This window comes from Streptomyces sp. NPDC104367 (genome assembly GCF_055583825.1).
The window spans coordinates 99,597-115,763 of the sequence record NZ_JBVJND010000015.1 but is presented as its reverse complement, the minus strand read 5'-3'; the positions used below and the strand labels follow the sequence as shown (position 1 = coordinate 115,763).

General features: G+C 72.5%; 12 protein-coding genes. 6 read left to right on the top strand and 6 right to left on the bottom strand.

The genetic code is table 11. The features are described 5' to 3' along the window. Nucleotides 1-85: 85 nt before the first annotated feature. Nucleotides 86-745 (bottom strand): chaplin, encoded by a 660-nt coding sequence (locus ACZ619_RS23320; protein WP_469602023.1) that lies wholly within the window; start codon nt 743-745, stop codon nt 86-88. 303 nt (nt 746-1,048) lie between these two features. On the opposite strand from ACZ619_RS23320, the gene ACZ619_RS23315 reads away from it, so the two are divergent. Beyond that, a complete protein-coding gene (locus ACZ619_RS23315) occupies nt 1,049-2,671 on the top strand; it encodes an alpha/beta hydrolase (RefSeq protein WP_469602020.1) in 1,623 nt (540 codons plus the stop codon). 4 nt (nt 2,672-2,675) lie between these two features. On the opposite strand, the gene asnB is transcribed toward ACZ619_RS23315, so the two are convergent. Together asnB and ACZ619_RS23305 are read right to left on the bottom strand one after the other, a co-directional pair. Next, nucleotides 2,676-4,514, bottom strand: a complete 1,839-nt coding sequence (asnB, locus tag ACZ619_RS23310) for an asparagine synthase (glutamine-hydrolyzing) (protein ID WP_469602017.1) — start codon at nt 4,512-4,514, stop codon at nt 2,676-2,678. 318 nt (nt 4,515-4,832) lie between these two features. Further along, a complete protein-coding gene (locus tag ACZ619_RS23305) occupies nt 4,833-5,612 on the bottom strand; it encodes an alpha/beta fold hydrolase (protein ID WP_469602014.1) in 780 nt (259 codons plus the stop codon). 168 nt (nt 5,613-5,780) lie between these two features. Here ACZ619_RS23305 and ACZ619_RS23300 point away from each other — a divergent pair, with 168 nt between their 5' ends. Beyond that, nucleotides 5,781-6,875, top strand: coding sequence for a baeRF3 domain-containing protein (locus tag ACZ619_RS23300; RefSeq protein ID WP_469602011.1), 1,095 nt, complete (start codon nt 5,781-5,783; stop codon nt 6,873-6,875). A 73-nt stretch (nt 6,876-6,948) separates the two neighbouring features. Beyond that, nucleotides 6,949-7,974 carry a Gfo/Idh/MocA family protein gene (locus tag ACZ619_RS23295; RefSeq protein ID WP_469602008.1) on the top strand — a complete coding sequence of 342 codons (1,026 nt, stop codon included), beginning with the start codon at nt 6,949-6,951 and terminating at the stop codon, nt 7,972-7,974. A 238-nt stretch (nt 7,975-8,212) separates the two neighbouring features. On the opposite strand, the gene ACZ619_RS23290 is transcribed toward ACZ619_RS23295, so the two are convergent. After that, on the bottom strand, nt 8,213-8,626 hold the full coding sequence (locus tag ACZ619_RS23290) for an SsgA family sporulation/cell division regulator (RefSeq protein ID WP_469602005.1): 414 nt from the start codon (nt 8,624-8,626) through the stop codon (nt 8,213-8,215). Nucleotides 8,627-8,975: 349 nt separating this feature from the next. On the opposite strand from ACZ619_RS23290, the gene ACZ619_RS23285 reads away from it, so the two are divergent. Then, nucleotides 8,976-10,400, top strand: a complete 1,425-nt coding sequence (locus ACZ619_RS23285; RefSeq protein WP_469602002.1) for a PP2C family protein-serine/threonine phosphatase — start codon at nt 8,976-8,978, stop codon at nt 10,398-10,400. Between the two features lie 15 nt (nt 10,401-10,415). Here the strand turns inward: ACZ619_RS23285 and ACZ619_RS23280 are convergent, their stop codons facing one another. After that, nucleotides 10,416-11,912: a DNA-binding protein NsdB gene (locus ACZ619_RS23280; RefSeq protein WP_469601999.1), complete on the bottom strand. Its 1,497-nt coding sequence runs from the start codon at nt 11,910-11,912 to the stop codon at nt 10,416-10,418. Nucleotides 11,913-12,180: 268 nt separating this feature from the next. Between ACZ619_RS23280 and ACZ619_RS23275 the strand changes: the two genes are divergently transcribed. Next, on the top strand, nt 12,181-13,320 hold the full coding sequence (locus ACZ619_RS23275; protein WP_469601996.1) for an aminoglycoside phosphotransferase family protein: 1,140 nt from the start codon (nt 12,181-12,183) through the stop codon (nt 13,318-13,320). Between the two features lie 208 nt (nt 13,321-13,528). Further along, on the top strand, nt 13,529-15,532 hold the full coding sequence (locus tag ACZ619_RS23270; protein ID WP_469601994.1) for an N-acetylmuramoyl-L-alanine amidase: 2,004 nt from the start codon (nt 13,529-13,531) through the stop codon (nt 15,530-15,532). A 10-nt stretch (nt 15,533-15,542) separates the two neighbouring features. On the opposite strand, the gene ACZ619_RS23265 is transcribed toward ACZ619_RS23270, so the two are convergent. Further along, nucleotides 15,543-16,040, bottom strand: coding sequence for a hypothetical protein (locus ACZ619_RS23265; RefSeq protein ID WP_469601991.1), 498 nt, complete (start codon nt 16,038-16,040; stop codon nt 15,543-15,545). Nucleotides 16,041-16,167 lie beyond the last annotated feature (127 nt).

Genomic DNA, 16,167 nt, shown 5'->3' with positions numbered 1-16,167 from the left:
CCGGGCGGGGGCCGGTGGGGTCCGCCTCGTCACGCGCCGCGTCGGCCCGCCCCGGCGGCAGACCGCGGGGCCGGCAGCCGGCGGGTCAGCCCCTGCGGTCCGGGCGGTAGCGCCGGTACAGCGCGGCCCCGCTGATCAGGAGCGCCGCACTGGCCGCGGCGGCCGGACCGGCCAGGTCCGTCCCCGTGTGGGCCAGGGTGGTCGCGGCCGGCGGCACCACGGGCTTCGGGTCCGGGTAGTGCTTCGTCGGGGCGGGCGGCTCGGCGACGGGCGGCTCCGAGACGGGCGGCCGCGGGGTGGGGATCTCCGGCGTGCTCGGGTGGTCGACGGAGGTGTTCACCGCGGTGTTGCCGAGGACCGGGTTGAGGATGCCGACCACGTCCACGCTGTTGCCGCTGACGTTCACCGGGAGGTCGACCGGCAACTGGATGCCGTTGCCGGAGACCAGCCCGGGCGAGCCCTGCTCGGTGCCCCGCGCGGACGCCCCGCCGGACGAGGCCGAACCGCCGGGCGCGGCGTGCGCGCCGCCGCCGGTGTTCGCGCAGGTGTTGCCGGCCGCCGGGTTCAGCAGCCCCACCACGTTCACGGTGTTGCCGCACACGCTCACCGGGAGGTGGACCGGCAACTGGATGCCGTTGCCGGAGACCACCCCGGGCGAGCCGGCCGCGACGCCGTCCGCGCCCGCGTCGGCCCAGGCCGGGACCGTCATGGCCATCGCACCGGAGGCGGCGGCGACGGCGATCACACCGTTTCGGGTAACCCGTCTCATAGGTTCCCTGCCTTCCAGACAAGATTGCGGGCGCTCGCCCGCACCGGTTAAAACGCAGACGAACCGGCAGAGTTATGGCTTATCTCTCTTTCACCCCATCGAGTGACACCGATATCGAACCGGTGGCAAAGGTGCACAAGGGGTCCGAAGCAGGTGATCGCGTGCGGAATGCGGCCCCCGCAGCGGCCCGTCCGCCGGGAGGCGTGGGCCGCGGGACCCGCTTATGGTGAGCGAAAGTCCTGTTCCCGGTCCGTCACGGAGCGTCCCTGGAGGCCCTCGATGCCGGCCATGCCCCGTACCCGGCCCGGCCTGCGGCGCTGCGCCGGCGCCGGAGCCGTCGCGCTGGCACTGATCGGCGCGGGCCTGCCCGGGGCCGCCGCGGCGGGCGACGGGCGCTCCGAGCCCGACCTGGCCCGGTTCTACCGGCAGAAGGTCCGCTGGACGGCGTGCGAGGACACGGAGCTGCCCAAGGACATGCAGTGCGGCAGGGTCACCGTCCCGCTCGACTACGCGAAACCGGCCGGCGGCACCCTCGACCTGGCGCTGTCCCGCTACCGGGCGACCGGCCCGTCACGGGGCTCGGTGCTGCTGAACTTCGGCGGCCCGGGCGGCTCGGGCGTCAGCGGGCTCGGACAGTCCGGCAAGGACTTCATGAGCCTGACCAACGGCTACGACGTGGTCGGCTTCGACCCGCGCGGGGTCGGCCGCTCCTCCCCCGTCAGCTGCGGCGAGGACACCGGGGACCCCTCGGACGACGGCGGCACGGAGAAGGTGCCGGACGCCGCCCACCCCCAGGCGCTGCTGAGACTGCTGCGGCAGCTGACGGTGCGGTGCACCGAGAACTCGGGCCCCGTGCTGGCGCACATAGGCACCGTGAACGCCTCCCGGGACCTGGACGTCGTCCGTCAGGCGCTCGGCGACGACAAGCTGAACTACCTGGGCTTCTCGTACGGCACCAGACTGGGCGCGGTGTACGCGGCGCAGTTCCCGGACAAGGTGGGCCGGATGGTCCTGGACGGGGTGGACACGCTGACCGAGTCGCTGGCCGAGCAGGGGGTGGCGGGCGCCCAGGGGCAGCAGACGGCGCTGGACGACTTCCTGGACTGGTGCGTCACCGACCTCGCGTGTCCGTTCGGGCAGGACCGGCGCAAGGCCGGGGAGGCCGTCGTACGGCTGGTGCGCTCGCTCGACGAGAACCCGGTGCCGTCCGAGTTCGGCGGCGACTTCTCCGGTCAGGACCTGGTGGCCGCCGTCGGGCAGGGGCTGTACAGCAAGGAGCTGTGGCCGCTGCTGGAGCGGGCGCTGGCCACGCTGACCGAGGACGGTGACACCCGGGGGGTGCAGAACTTCGCGTCCGGCGGCTACGCCCTCCCGGTGGTCCGGAAGGACAAGGGCGGCGGCGGGCTGGTCGACTCCGGGGACATCCCCGTGGACAACCTGTCGGCGGCGTTGATGGCGGTCGACTGCGCCGACGACCCGGACCGGCCGAGCGCCGGGCAGCTCACCCGGGACGTGGCGCGGCTGGCCGAGGAGTACCAGCGGGCGTCCCCGGTCTTCGGCAGGTTCCGGCTCACCCAGGTGCTGCTCTGCTACGGCCGGCCGCGCGGTACGGACTTCATCCGGGACGAGGTGAAGAACGTGTCCTCCGCGCGGATGCTGCTCGTGGGCACGCGCGGCGACCCGGCGACGCCGTACCGCTGGACCGTCGAGACGGCGAAGCGGCTCGGGCCGTCGGCCGTGGTGCTGGACAACAAGGGCGACGGCCACACCGGGTACACGTCCTCCAAGTGCGTGCACCGCAAGGTCGACGACTTCCTGCTCTACGGCGACCTGCCGGCCGACGGCAGTTCCTGCCCGCGCGACGGCGGGGGCTGGAGCGCCGTCACCGGGTCGTCGGGGTGAGGGCTCAGGAGAGGGTGAGCTCCGGGTTGTAGAGGTCGATCCAGTGGGCCAGGTCGAGGGTGCGTTCCAGACCGCGCCGGGCGGCCTGGGCGGTCAGGTCGGTCCGCCCCGCGGCACGTTGCACCTTCTCGCGGTCGACGAGGTCGAAGACCCGGTGGTCGGGCCGGGCCAGCAGGTCCCTGACCTGGTCCTGGAGGGCCCTGCCGTACGCCGGGTCCTGGGTGGACGGGTAGGGGCTCTTGACCCGGTCGTACACGGACCGCGGGAGCACGTCCCGGGTGGCCTCGCGCAGCAGGGTCTTCTCCCGGCCGTCGAAGGACTTGAGGGCCCAGGGGGCGTTGTAGACGTACTCGACGAGCCGGTGGTCGCAGAACGGCACCCGGACCTCCAGGCCGACGGCCATGCTCATCCGGTCCTTGCGGTCGAGCAGGGCGCGGACGAAGCGGGTGAGGTGCAGGTGGCTCATGCGGCGCATCCGGTGTTCGAGGTCGCTCTCGCCGTCGAGGCGCTGGATGCCGGTGACGGCGGAGCGGTAGGAGTCGCCGACGTACGACTCCAGGTCCAGGGTCTTGGTGAGGTCGGCGCGCAGGACGTCGGAGTCGTCACCGAAGTGCTGGGCCAACCGGAACAGCCAGGGGAAGGTCTCGGCGGTGCGGGCGCCCTCGTCGAAGAACTGGAGGTAGCCGCCGAACACCTCGTCGGCGGACTCGCCGGAGAGCGCGACGGTGGACTGGTCGCGCACGGCCCGGAAGAGCAGCAGGAGGGAGGAGTCCATGTCCCCGAAGCCGGCCGGCAGGTCGCGGGCCCGGATGACCCGCTCGCGGATCGCCGGGTCGGCGAGGCTGCCCGCGTCCAGGACGATGTCCTGGTGGTCGGTGCGGGCGAGGCGGGCCACGTCGTGCACGAAGGGCGTGTCGGGGGTGCCGCGCAGTTCGTCGGCGACGAAGTTGTCGGCCTGGCCGACGAAGTCGACGGCGAAGCTGCGGACCTTCTCGCCGTGCGCGCCGAGCTGCCGGGCGGCCAGTGCGGTCATGGCGGAGGAGTCGAGGCCGCCGGAGAGCAGGGTGCAGCGGGGCACGTCGGCGACCAGCTGGCGGCGCACGATGTCGTCGAGGAGTTCGCGGACGGTGGCGACGGTGGTGTCGCGGTCGTCGGGGTGCGGGCGGGTCTCCAGCCGCCAGTAGACCCGGGTGCGCAGACCGTCGCGGTCGACGGTGACGACGGTGCCGGGCTCGACCTCGCGCATGCCCTCCCAGACGGCGTGTCCGGGGGTCTTGACCAGGGTGAACAGCTCGCGCAGTCCGTCCAGGCCGACCCGGGGGCGGACCAGCGGGTTGGCCAGGATCGCCTTCGGTTCGGAGCCGAACAGGACGCCGTCGGGGGTCGGGTACAGGTAGAAGGGCTTGATGCCCATGCGGTCGCGGATCATCACGAGCTTGTCGTGGCGGCCGTCCCAGACGGCGAAGGCGTACATGCCGTTGAGCCGCTCGGCGACGGCGTCGCCCCACTCCACATAGCCGCGCAGCACCGCCTCGGTGTCCGAGTCGGTGGTGAACTCGTGGCCGCGGTCGGTCAGTTCACGGCGCAGTTCGGTGAAGTTGTAGGCCTCGCCGGAGTAGACCATGGCGACGGTGCCGTGCGGGGTCCGGACGGTCATGGGCTGGCGGCCGCCGGGCAGGTCGATGATCGCGAGCCGGCGGTGTCCCAGGGCGGCGGGCCCCTCGGTCCAGACGCCCCGGTCGTCGGGGCCGCGGCAGGCCATGGTCTCCGTCATTGCATCCAATGTGCGCGTCTCGGTGGTGAGGTCACGGTCGAAGGAGACCCAGCCGGTGATGCCACACATGCGTTACCTCCTGCTGCCGGTCGGCCGGGCACGGACGCCACCTGCGCTTTCACCGGGAAGACGATTGCCCGAGCGAACCACTTGTACTTGGCACCTATATAACGAGCGTGCGCCGCGGGTCCGGGCCGGTCAACCTGGCCGTAACACGGGCGGCCGCCCTCCCCCCACCCTTTCGGCCGCGCTTTGCCCTAACGAGGGCCGCGCACCCGCCGCACGGCGGCGCCGCCCGCCCGGAACCGGCCAACAGCAAAAAGTTCACCAAGCAAACCGGCGGCCCGGCTTTCCCCGGCCGGGCCGCCGTCGGCACCGCCGCCCGCGCTACGGCTTCGCGGTCACGAACCGGTCCACGGCCGCCGTCAGCTCGGCCGGCCGCTCCACCGGCAGCTCATGGCCGGCGTCGACGATGCGGACCTCCGCGTCCGGGTAGGCCTTGGCCATCCGCAGCATCTGCCGTACCGGCAACTGGACGTCGTGGTAGCCGTGCACCATCAGCGTGGGCGCGGTGATCTCGCCGACGCGGTCGAGGACGTCGAAGGCGCGCATGGCGCCGTACAGGGTCATGACGACCTCGCGCGGGGTGGCGGCGGAGGCGCGGACGTACTCCCGGACCTCCTCGCGGGGGTGTCCGGGCGCGAAGGCGCGCTGGATGTTGGCGGCGACGAACAGCCTGAACGGCACCAGGGTCGAGGCCGCCATCAGCAGCCCGCGGCCGCGGCTGTACGTCATCCGGGCGATGGAGTCGACCAGGACCATCCGCTCGACCCGCCCGGGGTGGGCGAGCGCGAGGGTCTGGGCGATCATGCCGCCCATGGAGTGCCCGACGGGGACGAAGCGCTCCACCTCCAGGTGGTCGAGGAGGGCGACGACGTCCCGGGCCAGCTCGGCGACCGTCCCCACCCCGGCCCCGGTGCTCTCGCCGTGGCCGCGCAGGTCGAGGCGGATCACCCGGCGGTGCGGGGAGAAGTGGGCCACCTGGTGGTCCCAGCGGTGCCGGTCGGCGGTCCAGCCGTGGAGGAACACCAGCGGTGCGGCGGCGCCGTCCCGGGGCCCCTCGTCGTCGTACGCCAGCACCGCTCCGTCGACTTCGAGCTGCGGCATGGGGGCCTCCTGGGGCGCGATCCGGTTACTGGCGGGTACGGTAACCGTCCACGCCCTCCGCCGTCACCGGACGGCGGGCCGCGGCCGAGGCACGGAGCACACCTCACGACCGGCACGGCGTCGATTACCCCAAATGCCGCAATCGCGAATCGGCCCTATGGTGCTGGTATGGAGCACGCACTGAGTCCCACGACCCTTGCCGAGCTGCGCCGCCCGCGTCCCTACCCCGCCGTCTCCGTGCTGACGCCGACGCACCGCCGCGAGCCCGACAACGCCCAGGATCCCGTCCGGCTGCGCAATGTCGTGGCCGAGGCGAAGAAGCAGCTGGAGTCCGATCCCGCGATCACCCGGGAGCGGCGTTCCGAAGTCGTCGACCAGCTCGACCGCGCGCTCGCCGAGGTCGATCTCGCCCATGCCGAGGACGGCCTGGTGATCTTCGCCGCGCCCGGTGAGCACCAGGTGTGGTCGCTGGCCCGCAGCGTGCCCGAACGCGTGGTGCTCGCGGACACCTTCCTCACCCGCAACCTGGTCTCCGCGCACGCCGCCGAACGGCCGTTCTGGGTGCTGTCGGTCTCGGCCGACCGCATCACGCTGTGGAACGGCGGGGTCGACCGGGTCACCCCGAGCGAGGCCGGCGGGTTCCCGCTCCGCCGCGACCAGGAGAACTTCGACTCCGAACGCCAGGAACAGATCGGCGACGTCCCCAGCACCTTCCGCGACGAGGGCACCAAGCGCTTCCTGCGCGACGCGGACGCCACGATGGCCGCGCTGCTGCGCGCCGATCCCCGGCCGCTCTACGTCACCGGCGAACAGGCGGCCCTGGCCCTGTGGGACGAACTCGGCAACGTCGCCCGGAACAGCATCCCCGTGCGGCACGGCGGTCTCGCGCACGGCGGGCCGGATGCCGTGTGGCAGGCGATCCGGCCGCATCTGGAGGCCGAGTCCCGCCGGACCACCTCGACGGTCTCCCGGGAACTCGAATCCGCGCGCGGCCACAAGACGTTCGCGGCCGGTGTCGACGAGGTCTGGCAGAACGCCCGCGAGGGCCGCGTCCGCCTCCTCGCCGTGGAGGAGAACTACCGCACCACGGTCCGCGACGACGGCGACCACCTGATCCCGGCGCTGACCGGCGACCTCGACGCCCGCGACGACATCGTGGACGAGATCGTCGAACAGTGCCTGGAGACCGGCGCCGACGTCCGCTTCCTCCCGGACGGCACCCTGGGCGACGCCGACGGCATCGCCGGCGTACTGCGCTACTGACCACCCCGCCCGCTCCCGGCCGGCGTCTACGCTACGAAGCGATCACCGGCGTCGGCTGAGAGGGAGCACGGGCGTGGCTGAGCTGTTGGGCGTCGCGGTACTGGGTGCCGGGCACATGGGGGCGGACCACATACGACGGCTCGACCAGGTGGTGAGCGGCGCGAGGGTGGCGGCCGTGGCCGACCCCGACCTCGACCGCGCCAAGGAGGCGGTGGCCGGGCTGGAGGGCGTCACGGTCCACGCCGAACCGCAGGCCGCCCTGGAGGCGCCCGGCGTCGAGGCCGTCCTGATCGTCTCCCCCGGCCCGGCCCACGAGGAGCCGCTGCTCGCGGCCTTCGCGCGCGGGCTGCCGGTGCTGTGCGAGAAACCCATGGTGCCGGACTCCACCGGCGCGCTGCGGGTGGTGGAGGCGGAGGCCGGGCTCGGGCGCCGGCTGGCCCAGATCGGTTTCATGCGGCGCTACGACACCGAGTACCGGCGCCTGAAGTCCCTGCTGGACGGCGGCGGTCTGGGCCGGCCGCTGATGCTGCACTGCGTCCACCGCAACGTCTCCTCGCCGCCCGGTTTCACCAGCGCCATGCTGATCGACAGCTCGGTCTCGCACGAGATCGACGCGGCCCGCTGGCTGCTCGGCCAGGAGCCGACCGCGGTCACCGTGCTGCGGCCACGGCCCTCCTCGGGAGCCCCCGAGGGGCTGCTCGACCCGCAACTGGTGCTCTTCGAGACCGACGGCGGTGCCCTGGTCGACGTCGAGGTCTTCGTCAACTGCGGTTTCGGCTACCAGGTGCGCTGCGAGGCCGTCTGCGAACGCGGCAGCGCCCGGATCGGCGAGGACCACACGATGCTGGTCACCTCCGGGGGCACCGCCCGGGAGGAGGTGGCGCAGGACTACCTGGTCCGGTTCGCCGACGCCTACGACCGCGAGCTTCAGGCCTGGGTCGACGCCACCCGGCAGGGGCGGGTCACCGGGGCGAGCGTCTGGGACGGCTACGCGTCCTCCGCCGTCGCCGAGGCCGGGGTCCGGGCGCTGGAGTCGGGCCGCCGCACGGCCGTCGAACTCGCCGCACGCCCGGAGCTGTACGCGGAGCTCGGCCGCTGACGCTCGCGGCGCCCGTCTCCGGACGGCCGGTGAACGGGCGCGAATGATCGTGAACTCCGCTGCCGCAGCACCCGAGTTGGACATCCTGAACCAGAAGGCGAGCCCACCGGTGCCGGGCTCCACGGCGAAGCGGGAGGAAGTGCCGAGGTGCGCGAGGTGGTGGACGGGGTCGGGGCCGGGGCGGTGAGACGCGGGTGAACAGCGGCCGAGGTGCGGGACGGCAGCGCGAGGCCGGTCCTCACACGCCGCCGAACAGAGCGCTCAGTCCCCGCTCCACGACCGCCGCGACGTCCTCCTCCCCGGGCACGACCGCCTCGTAGGTGCGCTGGAGGAAGCGGTAGAGCGCCTGGGTGTCGAAGTGCAGCAGGGCCAGCCCGTGCGGCGAGTGGAACTCCACGGCCGTACGGCCCCGGCCGCAGGGCCAGATGTGCACGTCACCGCGTCCCGCCGGGGTGCTGATGCCCTGGTCGAGCAACGAGCGCGCGAAGGTCCAGGTGACCTCCTGGCCGCCGAGGGTGACCTCGGCCGGGAAGTCGACGAACACGGCCAGCGGGTCGGCGGACGTGTAGCGGAGCGTGGCGGGCACCGGGACCTCCTGGTCCTCGGCCGTGATCAGCCGGGCACGCGCGGGTTGCTCGAGAGTGATGTCCATGCCTGTAGGACTCCGTTCGAGCCCTTCGCATGACGCGAAATTCGGACAGAGTTGCCGTGGTTGGCCGAGACCGCGACACTGCGAACACAGGCACGTCGAACAACCGCGCCAGCGCGACAAGGGAAGCTCGAAAAGCAGGTCAAGTCACGTAGTCGTTCTACGACTTGCCCGGCCAGGGCGCGTACGCCGTTCACCGGGGTCGACCTGCCCGTGAAGACTCTGACATATGCCAGAAGCACCACCGTATCGTGTGTTGCCAAATCCCTTACAGGGCGTCGCGGGCTGTGCGACAGTCGTAACCGGTCCCCCCGCCCGTCCTGACCGTACCGTCCCCTCATCGGAGTGCGTCATGCCGTCCCATGTCTCCGCGGACCGCCCCGCCGCCCAGCCGCCGGACCGCGGCTCGGTCGAGGCGTTGATATCGCAGACGCGGCGGCTCAAGGGCGATGTGGACGCGGTGAGACGGGACACCAGGAGCGGCACCGCGGACCCCCAGGAACGCTGGCAGCGGGCTCTGTACGACCTGGCGCTGCATCAGCTCAACGACCTCGACGAGCACCTGGCCCAGCTGCGGGACGGCCCGGCGCCGCTGCCCGAGGCCGTGGACCCCGGGCCCCTGCGGCAGCCGACCGGTCCCACCCATGCGTCGCTGCTCAGCCGGGTCGGCAGCGCCGAGTGGAACCTCCTCACGGACGAGGCCGGCTGGTCCGCCGAGCTGTACCGGATCCTCGGCCGCGACCCGGCCACGCCCGCGCTCGGCCTCGACGAACTGCCGTCACTGGTACTGGACGAGGACCGGCCCATGCTGACCGGGATGGTCACCGACTGCCTGGTCGACGCCCGGCCGATCGACGGCGAGTTCCGCGTCGTACGCCCCGACGGCGGCGTGCGGACCGTGCACATGATGGGCGAGCCGGTGCTCGGCGGCGACGGCAGCACCGCCTCGATGTGGGCCGTCCTGCGGGACGTCAGCGAACTGCGGTGCAGCCAGCGGGCGGTGCGCGAGAGCCGTGACTCGATGCAGCACCACCGCAGGCGCGCCCAGACCGAGCAGCGTCTCGCCGTCGAACTCCAGGAGGCCGTGCTGCCCCCGGGCCGCGGCACGCTGCGGCTGCCGCGCCGGGGGCCGGGCGCCCTCGACGTCGCCGCCCACTACCTGCCGTCCGGAACCAGCGCGCTGCTCGGCGGCGACTGGTACGACGCGCTGGAGCTCGCCGACGGCGACACCCTGCTCAGCGTCGGCGACCTCACCGGACACGGTGTCGCCGTCACCTCGGGCATGGCCATGCTGCTCGGCGCCGTACGGGGCATGGCGATGGCCGGCGCCCAGCCGGGCCGGCTGATGTCGCTGCTCAACCAGTTGCTCGACGCCACCGTGCAACCCGCGCTGGGCAGCGCCGTCTGCTGCCGCTACCGGCCCACCACCCGCACCCTGACCTGGGCGCAGGCAGGACACCCCGCCCCGCTGCTGTTCCGCGACGGGACGGGGCGCGTGCTGGACATGCCGGACGGCGTACTGCTCGGAGCCACCTCGGGAGCCGGGTACGGGCAGGCCGAAGCGACCCTGGAACCGGGCGACCTGCTCCTGCTGCACACCGACGGACTCGTGCCCGGGCACAGCGGAGGGGACTCCCTGGACCGTCTCCTCGCCCTGGCCCCGCGGTTCGGGGCGGCGGGCACCGCTCAGGACTGTGTGCGCGCGGTGGTCGAGGAGTTCGGCGAGACCGAGCGCGAGGACGAGGCCTGTGTGCTCATCGCCGAGGTGAGTGACTAGAGGCGCACAGGCCCCCTATGCCCGTGCGCTGCTGGTGGTCCCCCTGCTCCTGGCCTTGGGCAGGGCGAGCTTGATCTCCTCCCGCAGTTGCTGGATCTTCGGGTAGTTGGAGTACTCGGCGGTCAGCCGGTACATCTCACGCAGCCGGTCCCAGGTGCGGTGGGACGAGTTCGATCCCATCGACATCAGGGCCAGCCGCGCGTACCGGTCGGCCTGTTCGGGGTCGTCCGCGATGAAGCACGCGGAGGCCATGGAAAGGAAGTCGAAGATCTTCGAGCGCTGCCGCCCGTCGACCCTCAGGGCCAGTGCCCTCTCCGCGTAGTGCTGGGCGTGCGCGGCCGCGCTCGGGTCGTGCTCGGCCAGCGTGCGGTAGGCCAGGGCCTGCATGCCGTACAGGTCCTCTTCCCGGAACATCTGCATCCAGCTCGGCGGCGGCACGTCGCCCCGGTCGGAGACGAAGAGGTCCTCCGCCTGTCCGAGGGTGCGGCGCATCGCCTGGCCCTTGCCCATCGACGCCTGTGCCCAGGCCTCGATGGTGCAGAGCATCGCCCGGGTGCGCGGCAGCACCTGGTCGCCCGAGCCGGACTTGGCGAGCTTCATCAGATCGAGTGCGTCGTCGGGCCGACCGAGGTGCACCATCTGGCGAGCCGCTCTGGAGAGCGCCTCCCCGGCACGCGGCCGGTCGCCGCCCTCACGGGCCGCGTGGGCGGCGATGACGAAGTACTTCTGGGCCGTGGGCTCCAGGCCGATGTCGTGCGACATCCAGCCCGCGAGGACGGCCAGGTTGGCGGCGACGCCCCACAGGCGCCGCTGCAGCTGGTCGGGGTGACGGTAGGCGAGCATGCCGCCCACCTCGTTGAGCTGCCCCACCACGGCCTTGCGCTGCAGCCCGCCGCCGCGGGCCGCGTCCCAGGCGCGGAACACCTCGACGGAGCGCTCCAGTTCCTCGATCTCCTCGTACCCGATGGGGGCGGCCTCGTAGCGGTCGAACCCAGCGGGGTCGGCGTGCAGAGGGTCGTCGAGGACGGGGGCGTCGGCCTTGAGTGTGGGGTCGGTGTGCAGCCAGTCGTACATGGCGCCGCTGAGTACGGATCCTGCGGTGAGCGCGGCACCCGCGCCCACCAAGCCGCGTCGGTTGAGCATGAGGTCCATTCCCGTGAATTCGGTGAGGACCGCGGCGGTTCGTTCGGGCGCCCACGGCATTCCGTCGGGATGTTCCGCTTTCCCGCCGTCCGGCCGTTTCCCCGTACGCCCGTGCCGTACCAGACCGAGGTCCTCGATGGTCACGACACGGCCGAGACGCTCGGTGAACAGGGCAGCCAGCACCCGCGGCACCGGATCGCGCGGGATCTCTCCCGTGTCGATCCAACGCCGCACCCGGGAGGTGTCGGTCGACAGCTGGGGGTGGCCCATGGCCGCCGCCTGCCGGTTGACCAGCCTCGCGAGTTCGCCCTTGGACCAGCCGGCCAGGCCGAACAGGTCCGAGAGACGGGTGTTGGGTTGTCCGCTCACGTCAAGCCCCCAGGTTCTCGGCTGAGTTGACAGTAGCCCCGTGACGGTTGCCGGGCGACTATTCGCCACGGTTCGCCAGGGTGCGCCAGATGGTGTGCCACTGGGCGTCGGGTGTCAGGTAGGAAAGCGCCACCCCGGCCCGGTCGCCCAGGACGGGCACACTCCCCAGGGTGTGTCCGGGCGGCCGGGACGGGCTGGCCGACCGAGGACTTCTCCACAGGACTTCTCAGGCAGGCACCGCAGGTACACGAAGGGATCTGTTTCGCCCATGTACGCAGCATCGTCCTCCGTGTCCGCCCCGCCCCGGCCGCTGCGCCCGCGTCCGGCGGGCAGCGGCCCCTATCTCGACCCCGCGCGCACGGGGGCCGCCGTTCCGGTCGTGGGCCGGCAGCGGCGGGCCGCGGGGCCCGGCACGCAGCCCCTCAGCGGAAGACTCGACCTCTCCGGCCCCCAGGGCGCGCAGCTGCGCACCGCGATCACGGCGGTGCACCGGATCTGTCCGGAGTTCACCCCGGTCCAGGTGCTGCGCCGCTCCGGGCGGTCCGTAATCCTCGTCGGGACGACGGGGCGCAGCACGGCCGTGGCGAAGTGTCTTCTGGACCACTCCCCCGCCTGGGCGGAGCGGATCCGCCACGAAATAGCGGCTTACCGCTCGTTCGTCAGGCACCGGCCGCCGGTCCGGGTGCCGAGGCTGATCGCGGCGGACCCGGACAACTGCACACTGGTGGTCGAGCGGATGCCCGGCCGGGTGGCGGCGGTCCAGCGCCATCCGGTGGAGGCCCCCCCGCGGACGGACATCCGGGCCGCCCTGGGCGCGATCTGCCGGCTGAACGCCTGGCGCCCCCCGGCGGGCACCTTCGACGCCCCGGTGGACTACGCGGCCCGCATCTCCCGGTACCACGAGCTGGGTCTGCTCACCGACCGGGACCTGGGGGACCTGCAGAAGCTGCTGCACGGCATCGCGGTCGTGGCCGGCCGCCAGGGAATGGGCCAGTTCTGCCACGGCGACGCGCTCCTCTCGAACATCCTGTTGTCACCGGCCGGTCCAGTGCTGGTGGACTGGGAGCACGCGGGCTGGTACCTGCCGGGGTACGACCTGGCCACCCTCTGGTCGGTCCTCGGCGACGCCCCGGTGGCCCGCCGCCAGATCAGCCAGATCGCCCAGTCCGGGGGGCCCGCCTCCCGTGACGCCTTCCTGGTGAACCTGATGCTGGTGCTCACCCGGGAGATCCGGACGTACGAGACCGCCGTGCAGCGTTCGATGCACGACACGACCCCGGCGGCACCGGGTACGGCCCATCCGGGTGCCGCGCCGACCGGCGAGGAACAGCGGCTGCTGCTCCGGCGGCTGCACGACGACTGCCAGCTGGCCCGCCGGGCCGTGCGCGCGGCGGTCGGCACTCGCTGACGGGGACGGGAATCCGCGGTGCGCTCAGGGCAGCTGCGCACCGCGGATCTCCTGTGTCCGGGCCACCGCGAAACTCCCACGAACACCGTATGACATGGGAAATCACCCTCCTCTGGGCATGATTGACGGATCGTCGGCAAGCCGGTACCACTGAGCCACGCTCAGCCCCGCACGCCCCGCCGCGCTCGAAACGCCCCAGGAGGCTGCATTGCGAGGACCCGTCAGCGAGCCAGCGCCCGCACACCGCAGCAGACGTACGCGCAGGACGGCCGTCGCCGTCACCTCCGCCGCACTGCTGCTGCCGTTGCTGGGCGCCGCTCCGTCGCAGAGCACCACGAGCACCACGATGTCCACCGCGTCGTCCGCCGGATCGCTCCAGCGCGCGTTCGCGTCCGCCGCCGCGGAGTACCACGTGCCGCAGAGCGTTCTGCTGGCCGTCTCCTACCTCCAGTCCCGCTGGGACACCCACGACGGCGCGCCCAGCGTGACCGGCGGCTACGGCCCGATGCATCTGACCGACGCACGGACCGCGCTGGCCACCGCGACCGAGCACTTCGCGGACGGCACCGAGGACGCCCGCGGCGACAGCGCCCGCCCGGCCCTGCGCCCCGGCGTCACGGTGCCGGAGAACTCCTCGCTGCCGGACCGCCTCAAGACACTCGTCCGGGCCGCCGCACTGACCGGCATCCCGGCCGCGGAGCTGCGCACCGACCCGGCGGCCAACGTCGCGGGCGGCGCCGCCCTGCTCGCGGCCGCCCAGAAGGACCTGGGCGAGCCCCTCGGCGCCGATCCGGCCGAGTGGTACGGCGCGATCGCCCGCTTCTCCGGCGCCGACGACGCGGCGACCGCGGCGGCGTACGCGAACGACGTGTTCGACGTGCTCCACACGGGCGAGCGGCGCACCACGGACGGGGGACAGTCCGTCGCGCTGGCCGCGCGGCCGGGGCTGAGGGCCGACACCGCGCAGCTCGGGCAAGCCGGACTGCGCAGGGTGGCGGCGGACGGGACGGAGTGCCCGACAACGGTGTCGTGCGAGTGGATCCCGGCACCGTACGAGGAGTTCGGGGACAACGACTACGGCAACCACGACCTCGGCGACCGGCCGGCGTCGCAGAGCATCAGGTACATCGTCGTCCATGACACGGAGGGCTCCTGGAACGGGACCATCAGCCTGGTCCAGGACCCGACCTACGTGTCCTGGAACTACACCATCCGCTCGACCGACGGCCTGATCGCCCAGCACGTCAAGGCGAAGGACGTGGCCTGGCACGCGGGCAACTGGTACATCAACGCCAAGTCGATCGGCATCGAGCACGAGGGCTTCCTCGCCTCGCCGGACGCCTGGTACACGGAGGCGATGTACCGGTCCTCGGCCCGCCTGGTGAAGTACCTGACCACGAAGTACGGCATCCCGCTGGACCGGCAGCACATCCTCGGCCACGACACGGTGCCCGGTCCGACCACCTCCTCGATCCCCGGGATGCACACCGACCCGGGCCCCTACTGGGACTGGCGGCACTACTTCGAGCTGCTGGAGCACCCGTTCAAGCGCACGGCGGGCAGGAAGGGCGGGATCGTCACGATCCTGCCGGACTACGCCACGAACCAGCCGTCGTACACCGGCTGCGTCAGCAAGGGCGAGCCCTGTGCCGCGCACGGTTCCGACGAGGTCCGGCTGTACTCGGACCACGACGAGGGTTCGGCGCTGATCAAGGACATCGGTCTCGGTACGACGCCGACGACCGGCGTGAACGACCTCTCCTCGCGGGTCTCCACCGGCCAGCAGTTCGCGGTGGCGGACACCTGGGGCGACTGGACGGCGATCTGGTACCTCGGGCAGAAGGCCTGGTTCCGGAACCCGGCGAAGGCGCCCACGGCGGTGAGCGCGACCGGGCTGGTGATCACGCCGAAGGCGGGCCGGACCAGCGTCCCGGTGTACGGCCGGGCCTACCCGGAGGCGTCCGCGTACCCGGCCGGGGTGCCGGCCCAGTCGGTCTCCGCGCTGCCGTACACGATCCCCGCGGGCCAGCAGTACGTGGTCGGTGAGGAGGTGCCGGGCGAGTACTACTACGCGGTCACCTTCACCACCGACTCGCACCGGGTCGTGGTCGGCAAGGACCTGTACTACGAGATCCAGTACGGCCACCGGATCGCCTTCGTGCGGGCCGCCGACGTCGACGCGACGCCGGCGAGCAAGCGGCCCGGGCGGTAGCCGCCGGCTGTCAGCCCTGCTGGAAAAGCTCCGCCGGGAGCGGCTTCAGCAGGGCGTACAGGTCGTCGGTGATCGGGCGGTCCCAGGCGGCGATCGTCACCAGGACGCCGTCGCTGCGGTCGAACTGGACGCAGGAGATCCGGCTCTCGGAGAGTTTGAGGCGCCGCACGATCAGCAGGTTGTCGCCCTGGAGCACCGGCATGTCCTCGGTGCCGACGACCGTGACGTCCTCGTCGTTCTCCAGCGCGAGCAGGAGCTGGCCGACCTCGAAGGGGATCTCGTCGTCGGCGACGTCGCGGGCCGGCGAGCCCTCGGGCAGGTTGCCGATGATCATCGCGGGGCCGCGGCCGCCGAAGAGGTCGTAGCGCAGGAAGACGCCCTGGCAGGTGCCGTCGGGCGCGGGCAGCAGCCCGGCACCGAGATTGCCGGGCCAGTCGCCCGGGTCCATGGCCAGAACGTCGAATTCGGGGCCGGCGGGGGTTGCGCTGCGGCGGCGGAGGAACGACATGCGGTCCATGGTACGGGGGCTGCGCGGGCGCGGGGCCGTATGGGGTGGTTGCGGTGCGTGGTCCGGTGCGGCGCCGTCGTGGCGGGTCGCGCCCGCGCGGCGCAGCCGCGCCCCGGACGCGGTCCCG

Excerpts from the sequence above, each read along its gene's own strand:
- ACZ619_RS23315 (WP_469602020.1), top strand. The coding sequence starts at position 1,049 with ATGCCGGCCATGCCCCGTACCCGGCCCGGCCTGCGGCGCTGCGCCGGC.
- asnB (WP_469602017.1), bottom strand. The coding sequence starts at position 4,514 with ATGTGTGGCATCACCGGCTGGGTCTCCTTCGACCGTGACCTCACCACC.
- ACZ619_RS23265 (WP_469601991.1), bottom strand. The coding sequence starts at position 16,040 with ATGTCGTTCCTCCGCCGCCGCAGCGCAACCCCCGCCGGCCCCGAATTC.
- ACZ619_RS23300 (WP_469602011.1), top strand. The coding sequence starts at position 5,781 with ATGGAGCACGCACTGAGTCCCACGACCCTTGCCGAGCTGCGCCGCCCG.
- ACZ619_RS23290 (WP_469602005.1), bottom strand. The coding sequence starts at position 8,626 with ATGGACATCACTCTCGAGCAACCCGCGCGTGCCCGGCTGATCACGGCC.
- ACZ619_RS23305 (WP_469602014.1), bottom strand. The coding sequence starts at position 5,612 with ATGCCGCAGCTCGAAGTCGACGGAGCGGTGCTGGCGTACGACGACGAG.
- ACZ619_RS23275 (WP_469601996.1), top strand. The coding sequence starts at position 12,181 with ATGTACGCAGCATCGTCCTCCGTGTCCGCCCCGCCCCGGCCGCTGCGC.
- ACZ619_RS23285 (WP_469602002.1), top strand. The coding sequence starts at position 8,976 with ATGCCGTCCCATGTCTCCGCGGACCGCCCCGCCGCCCAGCCGCCGGAC.